Origin of the sequence: Candidatus Kosakonia sp. 282A-S69 (assembly GCF_029433855.1) — a bacterium.
Lineage (GTDB): Bacteria > Pseudomonadota > Gammaproteobacteria > Enterobacterales > Enterobacteriaceae > Kosakonia > Kosakonia cowanii_A.
Genome location: NZ_JAROAU010000001.1, coordinates 86943 through 107786 on the forward strand (window position 1 = coordinate 86943; position 20844 = coordinate 107786).

A 20844-nucleotide genomic window follows, 5' to 3' on the forward strand; every position below is an offset into this window, starting at 1 on the left:
CATCCTGCTGTAAAAACTAAAAAGCGTTTTCAGCACCCTTTATCTTTTTTTTACCCACCGTCCACAGCCGGTTGGGAGGCAACAATGTTACTTAATATCGGCGGCGACAAAGAGCGCCATTTTCTGGCATTACAGGCCCTGCTGAACCCGGACGACAGCCGCGACGATGTGCTGCGTAAAATTACACAACTCGCCGCCAGAATGTTAAAAATACCCGGCAGCTTTATTTCCGTGCTTGATGATGAAAATCAGTATGTGCGGGCAGCGATTAACTTCCAGCTGGAGACCTCTTCGCGGGTCAACTCCTTTTGCCGCTATGCAGTCGACAGCGGGAATCCGTTTATTGTGCCGGATACTCTGCAGGACGCCCGCTTTGTCGCCCATCCGCTGACCGTGGCCAGCCCTTTTATTCGCTTCTACGCGGGCGTGCCGCTGACCACCCGCGATGGGATCACGCTCGGCACGCTCTGCGTGGTGGATACCCATCCCCATACGGTGACCAAAGAGCAGATTGATACACTGCGGCTACTGGGCGAGCTGGCGATGTCGTTTCTGGAAGCCTGGCACTACGCCGGCCTGACGGATGCCATTACCGGCCTGCCGAACAAGCTGCATCTACTGCGTGATATCCAGCTGCTGAACGCGGCGAACGATACCGCCGAGCGCAACCTGATCCTGATTGATTGTATCGACATGCCCCGAGCCTTTGAGCTGGCGCGCACCCGCGGTATGGCACCGGTGGAAAACCTGCTGCGCGATATGGCGATTATGCTCCCTCTGCGCCTGCGCCCGCTGAAGTGCGGCAAACTCTATATGGTGGCGACGGGCCGCTTTGCTCTGTTGACGCGTACGGCGGACAAGATCTCGGCCTGCGCCATCGCCGACCGACTGCAGGGCGTTAGCGCCGAGCTGGAGCCGGGCATCACCGTCGAGTTCCGCGTCCACACCGCGGGCAAAACCTTTGTCCCGGGCGATCTCTCTGCCAGAGAGGTGCTCAATAAAGCAGTGCATGCCCTGCATGAGCGCATCCGCCAGAATACCTTCCAGTTGCCGGAAACCATTATTGATGAGGATGCAGCGGCCATGCCGGTGCTGATGGAGGAGCTGGCACAGGCTATTGACGGGAAAATGTCAGGTCTCTACCTCGTCTATCAGCCGAAAATGTGTCTGCAAACCGACGCACCGGTAGGGATTGAAGCGCTGATCCGCTGGCGGCATCCGCAAAAAGGTGAACTCTCGCCGGGGATGTTTGTTCCCTTCGCGGAACAGGCTGGTCTGCTACAGGATCTGACCAGTTGGGTCATCACCAATGTGATCACCCAACTGGCAGGCTGGCATGCGCTTGGGGTGGCGCTGCCGGTCTCCGTTAACGTAAGCATTCAGGATATCTCCGCGCCCGGCTTTGCCGACAGCCTTGAAGCGCGCATGATCCGCGCCCGCCTGCCCACCAGCCTGCTCGGCGTTGAGTGTCTGGAAACCGAACGCATCATTGAGAGCGCGGAAGCCCTGAAAGGGCTTGAGATGCTGAAGCTGCGCGGCTTCCCGATTTCGCTCGATGATTTCGGCACCGGCTACAGCAACATCAGCTATCTGCGCCGTATGCCGATCGACATCATTAAACTGGACCAGAGCCTGATTTCCAAACTCTCGGAAGATACCGCCTCGCGCATTATTGCCCGCAGTATTATCGGCATGCTCAAAGAGCTCGATTATGTCGTGCTGGCGGAAGGGGTGGAAAACGCACAGACCGGAGAAACGTTGCAAAAGTACGGCTGCGATCAGGCGCAGGGTTATCTCTATGCCCGCCCGCTTCCGGCTCATGAGATGAGTAGCTGGCTGGAATGGAAGATCCGTACCTGATATAGCAACAATTCGCACTTTTTTAACACGCATCATCGTCAGGCGAGGGATCGCCTAAGTAATTATAATTATCAGGCTCTTAAAATATTACCGCCGCCGTTTCGTAATACATATATACATTTAATGTATGCAAGATCGCGTATTCAGAAATAGTGTCATTGAATTCATCCCATCCCGGAGTAATATTCGTCTCAAATAATGACTTCTGATGGGCAGGCCATGAAAAACGTCATACTGAGTATGCTAATTAAAATGTCCAGGATGGATGCGCAGATGAAAGAGCTGACCGCCCAGATCGAGGCGCAGTCGCTTATCGTTGCCGCCCTGACGCTGACCGTCGGCAAAGGCGGCGGGCTGGATGAAATGGTGGCGAGCATTAATAAATCGATTAATTCCGTGCTGGAGACGCCCGACGCCGCGCTGCAATCCGATGCCGAGCTGCTGCTGGTGAAGTTCCATGAGCAGGTCGAACTAACCCGCGCCGTCAGCAAAGAGTCGGATGAGACCCCTGCTGTGGTAACAGGCGATGACCTGACAACCGATCGGCCACGGCAGAGCTAATCTGCCGCCCTTTACTCAGCGTTAACCCACGCCTGATGCTGTATTACCACGCGGTAACCATCGGCATCGGCAAAGGTGCGCCCGTTACGATCCCAGTAGGGGTTAAACGAGGCCACCGCAACAAACCCGGCCTCCCGCATCGTTGCGCAGACCGCCTCCCACTCCGCTTTGTCGGGGTAGTAGAGCACCAATAAATCTTCGTCTGTCTGGGAAGGCTGCACCGGATGATGGTGACAGAGGGTCAATTCCATATGCCAGCCCAATCCTTCCCGACCTAACATCACGCCACTGAAACCTTCATGATCGCTGAAGCCCGCAATACGCCTCAGCCCTAATCCTTTGCTGTACTGCTGATAAGCCTGCTCAAGGTTGGTCACCGGCCTGGCAATTCGCATATGAGAAAACATTCCGCGCTCCTGTCAAAGGGTGGTTGATGGCCTTCAGACTACACAAAATTTGCGGATGGATTTGTCGGTAAGAGCCTAAGTACATCCTTAACCCCTTTTACTTTTGCAGCGCCCTTTTTATTCGCCTACGTGAAATGAAAATATTGAATTCATTCACATGGCGCTTCAGGCTTAAATGGCCAATAAAAAAACGAATGGCGTAAAAGAGGCATTGCAAACTGACAAAACCTTCTACTACCGCACATAAGAATGCCAGCCCATTAAATAACCATTTTGGGTTAATAGCTCCCCCGCCGGGGATATTAACCAACGACTTAAAGGAGAAAAAGGCTATCACCCCCAAAATCAAGCCTACAATTAATAAGATCAGCGGAGCCAGCAGAGCAGCTCTTTTAACAACAACTTGAGAATCATGAAAATAATATAAACTTTTCATATTAAAAAGCGCCTTACAAAAACCCTCATGCTTAACACGTGCTGCAAGGTAAAACCTTAATGTATAGTCATTTAACTCCAGACTATCCGTCATTTTGAACGCAGAGAACATTAGCTCTTGTCGATATTTTTCGAGAGCATCTCTATTTTTCACACAATGAGTAAGAAAGGAGATGCCTTCTGCTTTTTTCTCATCTGATAACGAAAAAAAGCTTTCAAAATAGAACACCTTTTTTATTATCTTCGGGGAAGCAGCGAGCGCCGTTTTAGATATACTGCTAACAGATGTCATGTCCATATATTCTCCTTCTTTTCAGTTTTACAATCGGCGTTTCAAAGAGAGCATTATTCGATGCAATGAAAAAGCCCGCCGGGCGGCGAGCTTTTTTATCCATCAGGGGCGAATTACCCTTCCGCAAGCATCTTCTCTAAACGCGCGCGCACGTTCTCATCCGGCTCCGCGTGGAAGGCGGTTTCCAGCATGCCATGAAGCTCCGCCGGGAGTTGCTCTTCCGGCCAGCCCTCGAGCGCGTTAAGCGCCATCAGGCGGTTACGCACCACCGGGCTGCGCAGGCCGGTTTTAATCAGCGTCCAGCCCATGCCGGGAAAACGGTTGAGATCCTGGAGGATAAAATCGAGCGCGCCGTGCTGGCGATACTCAGCGCCGAGACCCATCAGCGTATCTGGTCCACTGGCAATGACCGCAAGATCAAGCTGCTGCTCAGCCAGTTGCAGAATGCGCTCCATGCGCTGCGGGCTTTCAGTCTGCATCAGTTCATACCAGTTTGCTTCATTGGGAACCTTTTGCTGGCGGGCAAAAACCTGCTCCCAGGTATCAATGCCTAACAGCTTCGCCGCGCGCAGGGCGAGGTAAAAATCGCCGTTATCACTGGCGGTTAAATCCTGCTGCACGCGCGTCAGCCACTTCTCCTGGGCAACAATCGCCTCAACATCATCCGCCATCTGCTGGCGGATCTCATCGCTCCAGCCCTCCGCTTGCAGGGTCTCCCAGTTGTTATCTTCATCGCCAGCAAACGCGCCGATGGCGCTGGTGTTGAGTAAGTTGCGCAGATCGTCATTTTCACTGCGGCGCAGCAGCGTGAGGTAGCGATGGCAGGCCTGCGCACCCTCCGGGTAGTCATGGATATCACGCGCAGGGCCGCCGGCAATCAGTGCCGCAAGAATATCGCCCGCGCCGGTCAGTACGCCCTCATCCACCGTGTCGACCGAAAGCGCCGCCAGCAAGCGCCCTTTGGTGGCGCAATCCCAGGCAGTGTACTCATCCATCACTGTATTGGAGTACCCTTCGCGCAGCAGCCACTCTCGGGTGGCAGGCGAGACCTCGTCAGGAAGGCGCTCGATAAGCTGAATACGCCCCCAGCCGGTTACCCGTTTCGCCAGCGCCGTCAGCGTTGCGTCAAACGCCTCTTCCGGCAGCATGTTGCGCAGGGCAACGGCGGTGAAGAGAGTAAACTCCTCGTGCAGACCGAGGGTGGTTACCAGCGCCCGATTCTCGTCGGTGGGGAAGAAAGCCAGCAGCGCAATCGCGCATTTAACCGCGTTACGATCCGGGCTGTTAGTTGCCAGCCAGACCATCAGGTCATGAACCTGCTGCGGCGACAGCGACGGCGCTTCCGGCAGTTTGTCGGTCAGGATATCGATGTAATCGAGCGGCGGGCGAGCTTTCAGCAGCGCATAGAACAGAGTCATATTGGCCGGGGAGGGTTTACGCAACACGGCGCTCAATGCGCTGATAATCTCATCTGCCGCCTCTTCTGCGTCTGCGCCGCCGCCGTGATGACCAAACGCACCATCCATGCCGCCCGCCACCCAGCGCAGCTCGCCCTCAAGAGTCTCTTCATCCGGCAGGGTCTGCGCCTGCTCCGGCAATGGCGCGCTGCCGTCTGCATAAGGGGAGAGAAAGTGGTAGATGCTCTGCCTGTCGCCTGGCCAGGGAAGCGGGAAAGGTGCGCCCTGCTCTGCAGCCTCTTGTTTACCGAGGAGTTTTGCTAACCATCGCTGCATACTCATATTCCTTGTATTAAATTCCTGATGTTAGCCGGGTGCGCAAAACGCCGACCTTTACGCCTGTTTATAGCTGATTATGCCTCTGCCGCACAGAGTTGCCCCCCTGATCAAGTAGGTGATCGTACCTTTCGGAGCAGTAACAATCCCTGTACAGCGAGATAAATATGAGGGTAACGCGTGCGTTATGAATGTAATGAAGTGCTGAACGATCTGGTGAACTACTTTCTGCTTGCCGATATCCGCCTGCTGAAAAAGTTCAAAGATGACAACAATCTCGCTGACGATCTGGCAACGGAGTTTACCCGCAATGAGAGCGGCGATAAGGCGGTGCTGGAAGGTGTGCTCATCCCGATGACGGGCGTTGAAAACTACCCCTACACCACTATTTTCACCCTGCCGCCCGCAACGCCGGAGCTGCTGAAAACTGAAAACAACCTGCAGCACCGCCGCACCGGCTACACGCTGCGCGTTGAACATGGGCAGGTGCAGCTCTTTACCTGGCGCATTCTTGAGAACTTCACCGACCACAATATCAGCGCGTTATTGCAGCGCTATGAAGCGCCCAATCGCCCGCATATCGCGCTTGAAAACGGCACTTACTCGGTGGAGATCCTCGCGGGCGAAGTACTGCGCAATGACGGCTACGAGCCAGCATTTGAGTTTGTGCTGGAGAAAAACGACGATGCGAAGCCCGCAGCCGATCTTGATATCAACTATCTTTTTAGCATCGACAGCCAGAGCTATTAATTGTGAGAGCGCCGAACAATGAGTAATGAGAGCGATAACCGCCCGATTCCGCCGCTGGTTTGGCCGGAGTTTACCGATGAGCACGCCCGCCTTGCCTGGTGGCGCGACTGCGTACACGCCTGGCGCGATCAGTGGAATAACCCTGCGCCCTCAACCCCCGCCAGCGACGCGGAGATTGCGGACCTCGAGCAGCGCATCGGCTGCCCGCTGCCGCCGGTGCTGCGCACCTATCATCAGCAGATTGGCGAACTGAATCTCGCCGAAACGCTGTGCAGCGTAACGCCTGCGCAATATGCGGCTATCGAACCGCTGATTGCCGCCTATCCCGGCATTAGCGATATTCTTGAAGATGTGCCGCAGGATGACCCGCAGTGGCAGCTGGTTAATAACCTGATCACCTTTGGCGACTATCTCGGCAACGGTAATTTGTGGTGCTTTCACCGCGAAACCGGCGAAGTGTGGTATTTCGACCATGACACCTCGCCGATGCTGACGCAGATATTCCGCGATGCCGGGCAGTATCTCGACGCGCTGATGTTCAAATGCCTGCTCGCAGCCCACGGCGAGGAGGAGAATGAGGAACTGCTGCGCGAACGGCTCGGGGATGAAGTGGTGGAGAAGTGGATGTATTAATGGAAGCGGCCTCGTATTAGCCGGAAATAATTCTGTACAGATTACAGGCAGCTCCCTAAAATTCCCCCACAGATAATGCAGCCTTTGGGGATATGGGAGGAAGTATGGAAATCAATGTGATTACGCTGATGAAAGCGATCATCGGTGGTGCAGGTTTAGGATTTGCCCTTCCCGGTGGCCTATCATTTCTCATTCCGGCTTTCACCGTTACAGCAGGTATTGCATACAGCTTTGCTTTAGCAGGTGCGGTAGTTCTGCCCGCGCTCTACGCTGCAAGGAAGCCTGCCCACTAAAATGCACTTTCTTGACTGGCTTGCACCGCAGAATACACAGGAGTTAACCCGCTTTTATTTCATCCTGTGTATAGGTTACCTTGCAGTGCATCTCATTTGGGATGCCCTATGCAAAGAGACTCCGCCCTTCTCGCTTGATAAACTCCAGTTCAAAATGAATGAGGTCTACTCCTCGTCGACCTTTGCAACCAGCGCTTTTTTTATTGTTATTCTGTTCGATATTAAAAATCCGCTCAGGACATCCGACGCCTCTATTTTCCCGTTAATTATTGCGGCATTAACAGGATTTATGGTTTCGCTCTCTGCGATCGCTCCTAAAAAAGTCAAAACAGAGTAATCCTGCCTCTTTAAATTAGCGAACCCTGAATATTAATCGCTCCACTAAATATAAATCTTATAGCGACAGATATTAAAAACCCACTGTATAAACAGTGGGTTAAATTTAATTTAGGTCTGTGGGAAATTCAGAAAAAGCTATCTGATTATTCCCACTCAATCGTCGCTGGCGGCTTCCCGCTGATGTCATATACGACACGGGAGATACCGTTCACTTCGTTGATAATGCGGTTAGAGACGCGGCCGAGGAAGTCATACGGCAGGTGCGCCCAGTGGGCGGTCATAAAGTCGATGGTTTCAACCGCGCGCAGGGAGACAACCCAGTCATACTTACGGCCATCGCCCATCACGCCGACGGAACGCACTGGCAGGAAGACGGTGAACGCCTGGCTCACTTTATTGTAGAGATCGGCTTTGCGCAGCTCTTCGATAAAGATATGGTCCGCGCGGCGCAGCAGGTCGCAGTACTCTTTCTTCACTTCACCGAGGACGCGAACGCCGAGGCCGGGGCCCGGGAACGGATGGCGGTACAGCATGTCGTACGGCAGGCCGAGTTCGAGGCCGATTTTGCGCACTTCATCCTTGAACAGCTCTTTCAGCGGCTCAACCAGACCCATCTTCATCTCTTTCGGCAGGCCGCCAACGTTATGGTGAGACTTAATAACGTGCGCTTTACCGGTTGCAGAGGCTGCGGACTCAATCACATCCGGGTAGATAGTGCCCTGTGCCAGCCACTTCACATCTTCCAGCTTCAGCGCTTCTTCATCGAATACTTCAACAAAGACGCGGCCGATGATTTTACGTTTCGCTTCCGGATCGTTTTCGCCCGCCAGCGCGCCGAGGAAGCGCTCTTCTGCCGGAACGTGAACAATGTTCAGACCAAAGTGGTCGCCGAACATATCCATTACCTGCTCTGCTTCGTTCAGGCGCAGCAGACCGTTGTCGACGAATACACAGGTCAGGTTTTTGCCAATCGCGCGGTGCAGCAGCATCGCGGTGACGGAGGAGTCCACGCCACCGGAGAGGCCGAGGATCACTTTATCGTTGCCAACCTGCTGGCGGATACGCTCAACGGCGTCATCGATGATTTTTTCTGGCGTCCACAGCGCTTCGCACTCGCAGATATCGCGCACAAAGCGCTCCAGCATACGCAGCCCTTGGCGGGTGTGCGTCACTTCCGGGTGGAACTGCACGCCGTAGAAACGCTTCTCTTCGTTAGCCATAATGGCGAACGGGCAGGTTTCAGTGCTGGCGACGGTGACAAAGCCGGACGGGATCGCCGTCACTTTATCGCCGTGGCTCATCCACACGTCCAGCAGCGCTTTGCCATCTGCGGTCAGGGCATCTTCAATCCCACGGATCAGCGCGCTTTCGGTCTGCACTTCAACCTGCGCATAACCAAATTCACGCTCGTTAGAGCCTTCAACGTGGCCGCCAAGCTGCATCGCCATGGTCTGCATGCCGTAGCAGACGCCGAGCACCGGCACACCGGCGTCGAAAACGTACTGCGGCGCGCGCGGGCTGTTCTCTTCCGTGGTGCTTTCCGGGCCGCCGGAGAGGATGATGCCGCTTGGGTTGAAGTCGCGGATCTGCGCTTCAGTGACATCCCACGCCCACAGTTCGCAGTAGACGCCGAGTTCACGCACGCGGCGAGCAACGAGCTGAGTATATTGCGAGCCAAAGTCGAGGATAAGAATGCGATGTTTATGAATATTGTCCGTCATTGACGTTAGTTCCGAGGCAAAGAGCGAGATTGAAAAGTCAACGCCCGGCAAAAACCGGGCGCGAATTGCATTAAGAACCCATGCGGTAGTTCGGGGATTCCTTGGTGATGGTCACGTCGTGAACGTGGCTCTCCTGGATGCCCGCGCCGCTGATGCGCACGAACTCCGCTTTGGTGCGCAGGGCGTCGATGGTACCACAGCCGGTCAGGCCCATACAGGAACGCAGGCCGCCCATCTGCTGGTGAATGATCTCTTTCAGACGGCCTTTATAGGCTACGCGACCTTCGATACCTTCCGGCACCAGTTTGTCGGCGGCGTTGTCAGTCTGGAAGTAGCGGTCAGAGGAGCCTTTGGACATGGCGCCCAGCGAGCCCATCCCGCGATAGGATTTGTAAGAGCGGCCCTGGTAGAGTTCGATTTCGCCCGGGGACTCTTCAGTACCTGCCAGCATGGAGCCGACCATCACCGCGCTTGCGCCAGCGGCGATCGCTTTGGCGATATCGCCAGAGAAGCGGATGCCGCCATCGGCGATAACCGGAATATCCATCCCTTCCAGCGCTTCAACCGCGTCGGAAACGGCGGTGATCTGCGGAACACCCACACCGGTAACAATACGGGTAGTACAGATAGAGCCAGGACCAATACCCACTTTCACCGCGCTGACGCCCGCTTCAGCCAGCGCGCGAGCGCCTGCGCCGGTGGCGACGTTACCGCCGATGATTTGCAGATCCGGGTATTTGGCGCGTGTTTCGCGAATACGCTGCAACACGCCTTCAGAGTGGCCATGCGAGGAGTCAATCAGCAGCACGTCAACACCAGCGGCAACCAGCGCATCAACGCGCTCTTCGTTGCCGGCGCCCGCACCGACCGCAGCGCCAACGCGCAGACGACCCTGCTCATCTTTACAGGCGTTCGGTTTACGTTCTGCTTTCTGGAAATCTTTTACGGTGATCATGCCGAGCAGGTGGAAGCTGTCGTCCACCACCAGCGCTTTTTCGACGCGCTTCTCATGCATTTTGGCAAAGACAACGTCGCGCGCTTCACCTTCACGTACCGTGACCAGACGCTCTTTCGGCGTCATATAAACGCTGACCGGCTGATTAAGGTCAGTAACAAAACGCACGTCGCGACCGGTGATGATGCCCACCAGTTCGTTCTCTTCATTAACAACCGGGTAGCCAGCGAAGCCGTTACGCTCGGTCAGCTCTTTCACTTCGCGCAGCGTGGTGGTTGGCAGCACGGTCTGCGGATCTTTTACCACGCCAGATTCATGTTTCTTCACGCGGCGCACTTCTTCCGCCTGGCGCTCGATAGACATGTTTTTGTGAATAAAGCCAATGCCGCCTTCCTGTGCGAGGGCGATCGCCAGACGCGCTTCCGTTACGGTGTCCATTGCCGCAGAGAGCATAGGAATGTTCAGGCGAATGGTCTTCGTCAGCTGGGTGCTTAAATCGGCGGTATTCGGCAGAACAGTAGAGTGGGCGGGAACGAGGAGGACGTCGTCAAACGTCAAAGCTTCTTTAGCGATACGTAGCATGGGCAATATCTCTGACCTGGGTGGTTAAATATTGCCGTGGCATTATACAGAGCGTAACCGATTGCATCTACACTTTTTTGGAAAAATACTTGTAATCGGGTGACATCAGGCTACTATCGACCGAATAACTTGCTGATTTAGAATTTGATCTGGCTCACATGTCCTCACTACAAACTCCCTCCATTTATACCGTCAGCCGTCTTAACCAGACGGTGCGATCGCTACTGGAACGCGAGCTGGGCCAGGTGTGGATCAGCGGCGAAATCTCCAACTTTACCCAGCCCGCTTCCGGTCACTGGTACTTCACCTTAAAAGATGACACCGCCCAGGTGCGCTGCGCGATGTTCCGTAACAGCAACCGCCGCGTCACCTTCCGCCCGCAGCATGGGCAGCAGGTGCTGGTGCGCGCCAACATCACCATGTATGAGCCACGCGGTGAGTACCAAATCATCGTTGAGAGCATGCAACCGGCGGGTGAAGGGCTATTACAGCAGAAGTATGAGCAACTGAAAGCGAAGCTGGCAGCGGAAGGGCTGTTCGATCAGCAATTTAAACATCCCCTGCCCTCACCGGCGCACTGCGTTGGGGTGATCACCTCGAAAACCGGCGCCGCGCTGCACGATATTTTGCATGTGCTGAAACGCCGCGATCCATCGCTGCCTGTGGTGATCTACCCGACCGCCGTACAGGGCGAAGATGCACCGGCGCAAATCGTGCGCGCCATTGCCCTGGCTAACAGCCGCAACGAATGTGACGTGCTGATTGTCGGGCGCGGCGGCGGCTCGCTGGAGGATCTCTGGAGCTTCAATGACGAACGCGTCGCGCGCGCCATCTTTGCCAGCCGTATTCCGGTCGTCAGCGCCGTCGGCCATGAAACGGATGTTACCATTGCCGATTTCGTCGCCGACCTGCGCGCGCCAACCCCTTCGGCGGCAGCGGAAGTAGTGAGCCGTAACCAGCTTGAGCTGCTGCGCCAGGTGCAGGCGATGCAGCAGCGTCTGGAGATGGGGATGGATTACTATCTGGCAGGCCGCAACCGCCGCTTTGCTCAGCTTCATCACCGCCTGCAGCAGCAGCATCCGCAGCTGCGCCTCGCGCGCCAGCAGACGGTGCTTGACCGCTTGCAGCAGCGTATGCACCACGCGCTGGATACGCAGCTTAAGCGCGCGAATACGCGTCAGCAGCGGGTACTGCAACGGCTCAATCATCACAATCCGCAGCCGCGCATCCATCGTGTACAAACGCGGGTGCAGCAGCTTGAGTATCGCCTGAGCCAGTCGATTCGCGATCGCCTCGGCAGCACACGCGAGCGTTTCGGCACCGCCCTCACCCATCTGGAGGCCGTCAGCCCGCTGGCAACCCTGGCGCGCGGCTACAGCGTGACCACAGCAACTGATGGAAAAGTGCTGAAACAGACCAAACAGGTGAAAGCGGGCGATACGCTCACCACCCGCCTGAATGATGGCTGGGTCGAGAGCGAGGTGCGCGTTGTCACGCCGGTCAAACAACCGCGAAAACGAAAAACCCCGTAGTTAAAACTCTTAATGCGGTGAAGCGACCTATACTTTTGTTGTTCTTTTGATTTTATCAAGGAGATCAACATGACCACTCGCTTGCCGCACGCCGTTATTCCCCCCTATATTCTCCGTCGCATCATTGACCAGGGCTCTGAAGTACAGAAGCGCTGCGCTAAACAGACTCTGATGCATGTCCAGACGCTGATGGCGCACAGCCACGGTAAACCGAGCGCCCCGCAGGCGAACTCGCCCGGCGAGCTGGTGCGCGATATCTACGATGCGCAGAACAAAGAGAGCCTGCCGGGTAAGCAGGTGCGTTATGAGGGTCAGCCTTCCAATGGCGACGTCGCCGTTGATGAAGCCTATGACTACCTTGGCGTCACCCACGACTTTTTCTGGAAGGAGTGGAAACGTAACTCGCTGGATAATAAGGGCCTGGTGCTGAGCGGCACGGTGCATTACGGCCAGGAGTACCAGAACGCCTTCTGGAACGGTCAGCAGATGGTGTTTGGCGATGGCGACGGCGAAATCTTTAACCGTTTTACTGTCGCCATTGATGTGGTGGCGCACGAACTAAGCCACGGCGTCACCGAGTCGGAAGCGGCGCTGATCTACTTTGAACAATCGGGCGCGCTGAACGAATCCCTGTCGGATGTCTTCGGTTCACTGGTCAAGCAGTACCACCTTAAGCAAACCGCAGATCAGGCAGACTGGATTATTGGCGAAGGGCTGTTAGCTGAAGGCATTAACGGTAAAGGGCTGCGTTCAATGTCCGAACCGGGCACCGCCTATAACGATCCGCTGCTCGGTAAAGATCCGCAGCCCGCGCACATGAAGGACTTTATTAAAACTCGCGAAGATAACGGCGGCGTGCACCTTAACTCCGGTATCCCGAACCGTGCTTTTTATCTCGCGGCCACGGCAATTGGCGGTTATGCATGGGAAAAAGCGGGCTACGCCTGGTACGATACGGTGTGCGATCGCCAACTGGCGCAAAACGCTGATTTCGCTGCCTTCGCTAAACTGACGATTCATCACGGGGAAAAACGTTCCGGTAAAACGGTGGCGGCAGCCATCGAACAGGCGTGGAAAGATGTCGGAGTCTTATGATGAACGAACCCGAACTGACCGACGATGCCGTTGTCGAGCTGGCCCGTGAAGGCGGCGTGGCCTATATCCCGATGCTCGCCGGGCGCAGGCGGATTGTTATTGCCCAGTTAAGCGACGAGCAGCGTCAGCGGCTGATTGAGATCCTGCACCAGGCGTTACCGCTGGCGCAACCGCCTGGTCAGGCTGACTCACCGGGGCGCGGTGACCAGCGCTTTTATCGTTTGCAGATCACCTGGACCGCGCGGCAGAGCGATATGCTGCTGCTGATCCCGGAGAGCAAAGCGCCACCGTCGTTCGTTGAGCTGTGGCGCGAAGGCGAAGGCTGTATCTGCAAGCCCTAGCGCAGGGTAAATTCGACACGCTTTTTGGAAATCAGCCCGTGGCCGTGCTGGCAGAAGTAGTCCACCGCGCCACAGGCTTTTAACACCTCAAGCGGCTGGTGGCACTCCGGGCAGGCGGCATTCACTTCCAAATCCTTATCGCACGTGGCGCAGTGCGCCTTTGTTCCGGCGAGCTCCAGCTCACCATGGCAAGTCGGGCAGTTCAGTTGCATAACGCACTCCTCACAATCGCTTCAGATCGACCTAATGATACACCCTCAGAAACAAAACACCCGCCAGCGGCGGGTGAAGTGAACAGTTACTTACCTTTCTTAAGGTGCTTAATCAGGCGCTTACGCTTACGTAACTGGTTTGGCGTCAGCGTGTTGCGCTTATCGGCAAACGGGTTCTCACCCTCTTTGAACTGGATACGAATCGGGGTACCCATCACTTCCAGCGATTTGCGGAAGTAGTTCATCAGGTAACGCTTGTAGGAGTCCGGCAGATCTTTCACCTGGTTGCCGTGGATCACCACAATCGGCGGGTTATAACCCCCGGCGTGAGCGTATTTCAGCTTCACGCGACGGCCACGCACCAGCGGCGGCTGGTGATCTTCTGCCGCCATGTTCATGATGCGGGTCAGCAGTGCGGTGCTGACGCGGCGGGTGGAGCTGTCATAGGCTTCACGTACGGATTCGAACAGGTTACCGACGCCGCTACCGTGCAGCGCAGAGATAAAGTGCACGCGCGCAAAGTCGATAAAGCCGAGGCGGTAATCGAGCGTCTCTTTCACCTGCTCTCGCACTTCCTGGCTCAGGCCGTCCCACTTGTTGACGACAATCACCAGCGAGCGACCGCTGTTCAAAATAAAGCCCAGCAGGGAGAGATCCTGATCGGAGATGCCTTCGCGGGCATCAATCACCAGCATCACCACGTTAGCGTCTTCAATTGCCTGCAGGGTTTTGATCACCGAGAACTTCTCTACCACATCAGTGATTTTGCCGCGCTTACGCACACCCGCGGTGTCGATAAGGACATATTCGCGCTCATCGCGCTGCATCGGAATATAGATGCTGTCGCGCGTGGTGCCCGGCATGTCATACACCACGACGCGGTCTTCACCGAGAATGCGGTTAGTGAGCGTTGACTTACCGACGTTCGGACGTCCGACAATCGCCAGCTTGATCGGCAGATCCTGCGGGTTGAAATCATCTTCCGGCTCTTCGGCTTCGCCGTTAGCCGCAGCTTCAAACTGCGCCCAATATTCGGCCTCTTCATCCACCTCTTCCGGCGGATTCAGCTCGTCCATCCACGGCATCAGCACATGCTCAAGCAGGCTGGTGACACCGCGACCGTGTGAAGCGGCAATGGCGTGAATTTCGCCAAGGCCGAGGGAGTAGAAATCAGAGACCGCCTGATCCGGGTCGAGACCATCGGTTTTGTTGGCGACGAGGAATGTCGCCTTCTCACGCGAGCGCAGATGTTTGGCGATGGCGATATCGGCCGGCATCAACCCGGCGCGGGCATCGACCATAAACAGCACAACGTCAGCTTCTTCAATCGCCAGCAGCGACTGCTCCGCCATGCGCGTCTCAACGCCATCTTCCGTGCCATCGATACCGCCGGTATCGATACAGATAAATTCGCGGCCTTCTACTTCAGCACGACCGTACTTACGGTCACGAGTCAGACCCGGAAAATCCGCTACAAGCGCATCACGGGTGCGAGTAAGACGGTTGAATAGCGTGGATTTCCCAACGTTAGGGCGCCCGACAAGCGCGACCACAGGTACCATGTTTAAAGCCTCATTGCAGAAAATTCATTAGCAAAACGTCACGATTTACGCGGCGTTTTAAAAACAGGAAAACGGCTCCTGCAACAGGAGCCGTCTTTCAGATACGACACTCTCAGCGCGCTTAGCGCTTGAGGGCGTACAGCGTGCCGTCTTTCGCCTGGATAAGCAGTTTGCCGCCAGCCACAACCGGCTCGGTCAGGAAGCCGGAGCTGTCGACTTTCTGCTGGGCAACAAAACGACCATCTTCAACGTTAATCCAGTGGAGATAGCCTTCGCTATCGCCGGTCACAATATAACCATTATAGAGCGCCGGAGAGGTCAGGTTGCGGTGCAGCAGATCGCTCTGCGTCCACAGCGTCACGCCACCGTCGGTGCTCAGGGCCAGCACGCGATCGTTCTGATCGATGATGTAGATACGGTTGCCATCAATCACAAAATCGCTTACCGAGCCGAGATCGCGTTTCCACATGATCTGGCCGCTGCGCAGATCCAGCGCCGTCATATTACCGTTATACGCCAGCGCGTAAACAACACCATTCACCACGACCGGCGTGGTATCGACGTCGCTCAGGCGGTCGATTTCAGTCGGGCCATTTGCCTGGGAGATGCGCTGCTGCCAGATCAACTGACCCTGCTGCATCAGCACGGCGCTGACGCGGCCGTTATCACCGCCGACAATGGCCGCACCAAACGCTGTGGTCGGCGCAGATTCACCGCGCAGCGACAGCGACGGCATATCGAGGTTAACGGTCCATTTCACCGCGCCATCCGCTTCGTTCAGCGCCTGCAGCTGGCCGTTGCTGGTGTGAATCAGCACCAGACCATCGCTGACCACCGGGCGAGAAAGGGCTTCACCCACCACGCCGGTTTTCCAGGCAACGGAACCATCGCTGCTATTAAGGGCATAGACCTGCGCCTGCTCGGTACCGATGTAGACCTTACCGCCGGAAACGGTCACACCGCCGGAGAGCAGCGCGGCGCGGCTGGAGAACCAGCCATCTTTCTCAGCGAGGTTGACTGACCAGATTTCACGGCCATCATCAATGCTGAGCGCTTTCACCACGCCATGACGATCGGCGGCGTAGACCACGCCATCGGCAAAGGCCGGGTGCAGCGTGGAGTAGTACTTGCCGATACCGTTACCGACGGAGGTACTCCACGACGTGGTCGGCGTGAACTGGTTTTCAACCACCGGCAGCGGCGACATTTTGACAACATCTTCTTCGCTGTTGAAGAGGGAACAGCCGCTCAATAACGTGACGGAAAGCAGCCCTGGCAGGAGTAATTTACGCAATTGCATCGGGTCCCTCTTAGATGGACAAATTATTAATTTTCATCTGCATCATTTCACTCAGCGCAGGAGAAGCATTGTTTTTAATGCCGTTTTCCCATGCGGTGCGCGCACCTTTTTTGTCGCCTTTGCTCAGCAACGCTTCGCCGCGCAGATCCGCAACGATGGCCGACCAGCTTTCACCTTTCACGGCATCCAGCGTTTTCAGCGCCGCGTCCTGCTGCTTCAGTTGCACCTGAATGCGCGCCAGACGGACATTGATCATCGACTTCAGATTCTCATCGTCGGTCGCGGCCAGGCCCTGTTGCAGCTGTGCCGCGGCTTTTTGCAGATCGTTCTTCTCAACGTAGCGCTGAGCCAGCTCAAGCGAGGCGAGCGCACCGTAGCTGTTTTTGTTATCAGCCGCGAATTTTTCCGCCGCGGCAAACGAGTCCTGCTTGCCGGCCTGCAGCGCGGTTACCGCGCTTTCATACGCCTGCGAGGTCTCGCGCGCATTGTCTGCCTGATGGCTGTTCCAGAAACGCCAGCCCACCAGCGCGCCGATACCCAGTACTACCCCAACGGCCAGCGCTTTGCCATTCTCAGCAAAGAAGCGCTTAATCGCGTCTACCTGGTCGTTTTCGTTTTCGTAAATTTCCACGCAGTCCTTCTCCTTAACGATAAATTACCGGGGAGATTAGCCCAGTAGTGTGCGCAAATGCGCCGCAACGCTCTCCTGCGTTACCGTACTCTGCTCACCAGAGCGTAAATCCTTCACCACAACATTTCCGTCGGCAATTTCAGACTCGCCGAGCACCAGCGCGACGCGAGCGCCCCACTTATCTGCACGGGCAAACTGCTTCTTAAAGTTGCCACCGCCGTGGTTCATCATCAGCCGCACGCCAGGCAGCGCATCGCGCACCTGCTCACCCAGCAGCATTGCTGCGGATTGCGTGTTAGCGCCAGACGCCACCAGGTAAATATCGACAACGGATTCGGCTTTAAATTCCGGATTAACTGCCTGAACCAGCAAAACAAGTCGCTCAAGCCCCATCGCGAAACCAACTGCTGGCGTCGCGCGACCGCCCAACTGCTCAACCAGGCCGTCGTAACGGCCACCTGCGCAGACGGTACCCTGCGCGCCGAGGCTGCTGGTCACCCACTCAAACACGGTGCGATTGTAGTAATCGAGACCGCGCACCAGGCGCTGGTTAACGGTGTAGGCAATGCCCGCCGCGTCGAGGAAAGCGCAGAGGCCGGCAAAGTGTTCGCGTGAATCCTCATCAAGATAATCACCCAGCTTCGGCGCATCGTTCAGCAGCGCCTGAATATCCGGGTTTTTGGTGTCCAGCACACGCAGCGGGTTGCTGTACATGCGGCGCAGGCAATCTTCGTCGAGCTTATCTTTATGCTGCTCCAGGAACGCGACCAGCGCGTCACGATAGGTCGCGCGGGCTTCCAGCGAACCGATAGAGTTGAGCTCAAGCGCAACGTGAGATGCGATGCCCAGCTCGCGCCACCAGCGCGCGGTGAGCATAATCAACTCGGCGTCGATATCCGGCCCCTGCAGGCCAAACACTTCCACTCCCAGCTGATGGAACTGACGGTAGCGCCCTTTCTGCGGACGCTCGTAGCGGAACATCGGCCCGACGTACCACAAGCGCTGTTCCTGATTGTACAGAAGACCATGTTCGATGCCGGCGCGTACGCAGCCCGCGGTACCTTCCGGACGCAGCGTCAGGCTGTCGCCATTGCGGTCGTCGAAGGTATACATCTCTTTTTCAACCACGTCGGTCACTTCGCCGATCGCGCGTTTGAATAACGGGGTCTGCTCTACAATCGGCAAACGGATTTCACTGTAACCGTAGCTGCCGAGCACGTTCTTCAGGCTGCTTTCAATGCGCTGCCAGATGGCGGTCTCGCCAGGCAGATAATCGTTCATGCCGCGAATGGCTTGAATATTTTTTGCCACGTTTATTCTCTTTATTAATACAAAAAATGAACCCTCAGGGCGGCGACACAAGGCAGTCGCGCCGGGCGGGCTCATGATACACGGGATGCCAGCCTTCGCGGCACCCTTATTTTTCTACCTGCATGACATCGATACGTCGCGCTTCATCCAGCATCGCGGCTTTCGCACGAATACGCGCCTCAAGCTGGCTGATCATATCGCCATTATCGAGGCGATCTTTACGTACGCCATCTTCATACAGGCCGCTTTTCTTATTCCCGCCGGTCACGCCAAGGGTCGAGACCAGCGCTTCGCCCGGCCCGTTCACCACGCAGCCGATAATCGAAACATCCATCGGGGTGATGATATCTTCCAGCCGCTGCTCCAGCGCGTTGACCGTACCAATCACGTCAAACTCCTGCCGGGAGCAGGTCGGGCAGGCGATAAAGTTGATACCGCGAGAACGGATGCGCAGGGATTTCAGGATATCAAAGCCGACTTTGATCTCTTCAACCGGATCGGCCGCCAGCGAAATGCGCAGGGTATCGCCGATCCCTTCCGAGAGCAGCAGGCCTAAGCCAATCGCGGATTTGACCGAGCCTGCGCGCGCGCCGCCCGCTTCGGTGATCCCAAGATGCAGCGGCTGATCGATCTGCTTCGCCAGCAGGCGGTAGGACTCCACGGCGAGGAACACGTCGGAGGCTTTCACGCTCACTTTGAACTGGTCGAAGTTGAGGCGATCGAGATGATCTACATGGCGCATGGCTGATTCGAGCAGCGCCTGCGGCGTCGGCTCGCCATACTTCTCCTGCAGATCTTTTTCCAGCGAACCGGCATTAACGCCGATGCGGATGGGGATATTTTTATCGCGCGCGCAGTCGACAACGCTGCGGATACGCTCTTCGTTACCGATATTACCCGGGTTGATACGCAGGCAGTCGACGCCATACTCGGCGACTTTCAGCGCGATGCGATAGTCAAAGTGAATATCGGCGACCAGCGGGACACTTACCTGCTGTTTGATAAGCCTGAACGCTTCTGCCGCGTCCATCGTCGGCACCGAGACACGCACAATGTCTGCGCCGACGCGCTCTAATGATTTGATTTGGTTGACCGTCGCTTCAACATCCGTGGTGCGGGTGTTTGTCATAGACTGCACGGCGATGGGGGCACCATCGCCGATCGGCACATTACCAACATAGATCCGTTTTGATTTCCGCCGTTGGATCGGCGACTGGTTATGCATGAATGATCTCCCGCGTTGCCCGTCTGTTACTGTGCTGCTGATTGTTCGGCATTGAGGGTCAGACGCGCAACCTGGTTAGTTCTGATAAAACGACTCAGATCGACAGGTTTTCCCTGGAACTGGATCTGGACAGCCGACGGCGCGCCAATTTTCAGTTTATAGGGCGCCTGGCCGGTGAGATTCAGCGTGGCATCTTTACGCTGCATACCGCTAAAGAGTTTCTTACCGGTCGCATCGCTCACTTCTAGCCAGCAGTCGGCAGTAAAGTTCATCACCAACGCATTCGCGTCGGCAGATGCGCCCGCCACGCCAGCCTGATCGGTTGGCAGCTGAGAGGCATTATTGGCGGTGGTAGCAGCAGGCTGCTGGGCAGAAGGTTCAATGTTCGCCTGCGAAGGCGGAACCACGCTGTTCTGGTTGGCGGTGGCGGCAGGTGAAGTGGTGGCAGGAGCCTGCTCGCTGTTGGTCGGGGCCGGAGTTTCAACCGGGGTGGAACCATTATCCACCGGAGTAGACGCGGCCTGGTTATCCAGCGGCACGCTCTGGCCATTGCTGGCATTAAGCTCGGCGGAGGATTGATCGGCCATGGTGCTGATCTCTTCCTGCTGCGCTTTGTGGTTCTGCCACCACCAGGCGCCCGTCAGGCCCACGACCACAAACAGCACCAGCCAGGTGATGCTCATTAACCAGCCGTCGCGTTTTTTGCGCGGTTTACCCAGCGCAAAGCCCTGCATCGGTGCAACTTTTGCCGCGCGGATCGGCGCTTGTTTCTCAAGAATCGGCAGCAGCTCTTCTTCGGGAATGTGCACCAGGCGAGCATAGGAGCGGATATAACCGCGCACAAAGGTGGATGCCAGATCGGCAGGCGACCTGTCCTCTTCGATATCGCGTACCGTGGAGACCTTCAGGCACAAGCGTTCGGCAACCGCTTGCTGGCTGAGTCCAAGTTGCTCACGAGCATTGCGCAGACGAACGCCCGTGGATTGTGCTTCGTTTTGGTCTTGAGTGGCTTCAGTATTCATTCGCTACAACTACTGGTACGTGAAAAGTAAACACACAGGCGCGCATAACCGC

The 20844-nt window shown here is 56.1% G+C and carries 21 protein-coding genes; 9 read left to right on the forward strand and 12 right to left on the reverse strand.

Going from position 1 to position 20844, the window contains the following annotated elements; all coding sequences use genetic code 11:
• Window positions 1-84 precede the first annotated feature (84 nt).
• Entirely contained in the window at window positions 85-1860 is a 1776-nt protein-coding gene (locus PU683_RS00400) for an EAL domain-containing protein (protein ID WP_277169599.1), read from the forward strand.
• 219 nt (window positions 1861-2079) lie between these two features.
• Window positions 2080-2421 (forward strand): anti-adapter protein IraP, encoded by a 342-nt coding sequence (iraP, locus tag PU683_RS00405; protein WP_277169600.1) that lies wholly within the window; start codon window positions 2080-2082, stop codon window positions 2419-2421.
• Between the two features lie 11 nt (window positions 2422-2432).
• Here the strand turns inward: iraP and PU683_RS00410 are convergent, their stop codons facing one another.
• The 3 genes from PU683_RS00410 to PU683_RS00420 form a co-directional block, all read right to left on the reverse strand.
• Window positions 2433-2828, reverse strand: a complete 396-nt coding sequence (locus PU683_RS00410) for a VOC family protein (protein ID WP_277169601.1) — start codon at window positions 2826-2828, stop codon at window positions 2433-2435.
• A gap of 97 nt (window positions 2829-2925) precedes the next feature.
• Window positions 2926-3561 carry a hypothetical protein gene (locus PU683_RS00415; protein WP_277169602.1) on the reverse strand — a complete coding sequence of 212 codons (636 nt, stop codon included), beginning with the start codon at window positions 3559-3561 and terminating at the stop codon, window positions 2926-2928.
• A gap of 107 nt (window positions 3562-3668) precedes the next feature.
• Window positions 3669-5288 carry a hypothetical protein gene (locus PU683_RS00420; RefSeq protein ID WP_277169603.1) on the reverse strand — a complete coding sequence of 540 codons (1620 nt, stop codon included), beginning with the start codon at window positions 5286-5288 and terminating at the stop codon, window positions 3669-3671.
• A gap of 180 nt (window positions 5289-5468) precedes the next feature.
• Here PU683_RS00420 and PU683_RS00425 point away from each other — a divergent pair, with 180 nt between their 5' ends.
• The 4 genes from PU683_RS00425 (at window position 5469) to PU683_RS00440 (ending at window position 7301) form a co-directional block, all read left to right on the forward strand.
• Complete coding sequence (locus PU683_RS00425) at window positions 5469-6038, forward strand: hypothetical protein (protein ID WP_277169604.1); 570 nt, start codon at window positions 5469-5471, stop codon at window positions 6036-6038.
• Window positions 6039-6056: 18 nt separating this feature from the next.
• Window positions 6057-6671, forward strand: a complete 615-nt coding sequence (locus PU683_RS00430; RefSeq protein WP_277169605.1) for an SMI1/KNR4 family protein — start codon at window positions 6057-6059, stop codon at window positions 6669-6671.
• 104 nt (window positions 6672-6775) lie between these two features.
• Window positions 6776-6964, forward strand: coding sequence for a hypothetical protein (locus PU683_RS00435; RefSeq protein WP_187799691.1), 189 nt, complete (start codon window positions 6776-6778; stop codon window positions 6962-6964).
• 1 nt (window position 6965) lies between these two features.
• The gene (locus PU683_RS00440) at window positions 6966-7301 is read left to right on the forward strand and encodes a hypothetical protein (protein ID WP_277169606.1); all 336 of its coding nucleotides are present in this window, start codon (window positions 6966-6968) and stop codon (window positions 7299-7301) included.
• 145 nt (window positions 7302-7446) lie between these two features.
• Here the strand turns inward: PU683_RS00440 and guaA are convergent, their stop codons facing one another.
• Together guaA and guaB are read right to left on the reverse strand one after the other, a co-directional pair.
• Entirely contained in the window at window positions 7447-9024 is a 1578-nt protein-coding gene (gene guaA, locus PU683_RS00445) for a glutamine-hydrolyzing GMP synthase (RefSeq protein ID WP_277169607.1), read from the reverse strand.
• A gap of 70 nt (window positions 9025-9094) precedes the next feature.
• Window positions 9095-10561, reverse strand: a complete 1467-nt coding sequence (gene guaB, locus PU683_RS00450) for an IMP dehydrogenase (RefSeq protein WP_277169608.1) — start codon at window positions 10559-10561, stop codon at window positions 9095-9097.
• Window positions 10562-10719: 158 nt separating this feature from the next.
• Between guaB and xseA the strand changes: the two genes are divergently transcribed.
• The 3 genes from xseA (at window position 10720) to PU683_RS00465 (ending at window position 13529) form a co-directional block, all read left to right on the forward strand.
• Window positions 10720-12093 (forward strand): exodeoxyribonuclease VII large subunit, encoded by a 1374-nt coding sequence (gene xseA / locus PU683_RS00455; protein ID WP_277169609.1) that lies wholly within the window; start codon window positions 10720-10722, stop codon window positions 12091-12093.
• Window positions 12094-12162: 69 nt separating this feature from the next.
• The gene (locus PU683_RS00460) at window positions 12163-13188 is read left to right on the forward strand and encodes a M4 family metallopeptidase (protein WP_277169610.1); all 1026 of its coding nucleotides are present in this window, start codon (window positions 12163-12165) and stop codon (window positions 13186-13188) included.
• A complete protein-coding gene (locus tag PU683_RS00465) occupies window positions 13188-13529 on the forward strand; it encodes a protealysin inhibitor emfourin (protein ID WP_277170460.1) in 342 nt (113 codons plus the stop codon). The genes PU683_RS00460 and PU683_RS00465 overlap by 1 nt, the downstream gene beginning before the upstream one ends.
• Here PU683_RS00465 and PU683_RS00470 read toward each other — a convergent pair.
• From PU683_RS00470 to rodZ, 7 genes are all read right to left on the reverse strand, one after another.
• Complete coding sequence (locus tag PU683_RS00470; RefSeq protein ID WP_277169611.1) at window positions 13526-13741, reverse strand: zinc ribbon domain-containing protein; 216 nt, start codon at window positions 13739-13741, stop codon at window positions 13526-13528. The genes PU683_RS00465 and PU683_RS00470 overlap by 4 nt on opposite strands.
• A gap of 86 nt (window positions 13742-13827) precedes the next feature.
• Entirely contained in the window at window positions 13828-15303 is a 1476-nt protein-coding gene (gene der, locus PU683_RS00475; RefSeq protein ID WP_277169613.1) for a ribosome biogenesis GTPase Der, read from the reverse strand.
• 121 nt (window positions 15304-15424) lie between these two features.
• Entirely contained in the window at window positions 15425-16603 is a 1179-nt protein-coding gene (bamB, locus tag PU683_RS00480) for an outer membrane protein assembly factor BamB (RefSeq protein ID WP_277169614.1), read from the reverse strand.
• A 10-nt stretch (window positions 16604-16613) separates the two neighbouring features.
• Window positions 16614-17234 carry a YfgM family protein gene (locus PU683_RS00485; RefSeq protein ID WP_277169615.1) on the reverse strand — a complete coding sequence of 207 codons (621 nt, stop codon included), beginning with the start codon at window positions 17232-17234 and terminating at the stop codon, window positions 16614-16616.
• 36 nt (window positions 17235-17270) lie between these two features.
• On the reverse strand, window positions 17271-18545 hold the full coding sequence (hisS, locus tag PU683_RS00490; protein ID WP_277169616.1) for a histidine--tRNA ligase: 1275 nt from the start codon (window positions 18543-18545) through the stop codon (window positions 17271-17273).
• A gap of 106 nt (window positions 18546-18651) precedes the next feature.
• On the reverse strand, window positions 18652-19770 hold the full coding sequence (ispG, locus tag PU683_RS00495) for a flavodoxin-dependent (E)-4-hydroxy-3-methylbut-2-enyl-diphosphate synthase (RefSeq protein WP_277169617.1): 1119 nt from the start codon (window positions 19768-19770) through the stop codon (window positions 18652-18654).
• 26 nt (window positions 19771-19796) lie between these two features.
• A complete protein-coding gene (gene rodZ / locus PU683_RS00500) occupies window positions 19797-20792 on the reverse strand; it encodes a cytoskeleton protein RodZ (RefSeq protein ID WP_277169618.1) in 996 nt (331 codons plus the stop codon).
• Window positions 20793-20844: the final 52 nt, after the last annotated feature.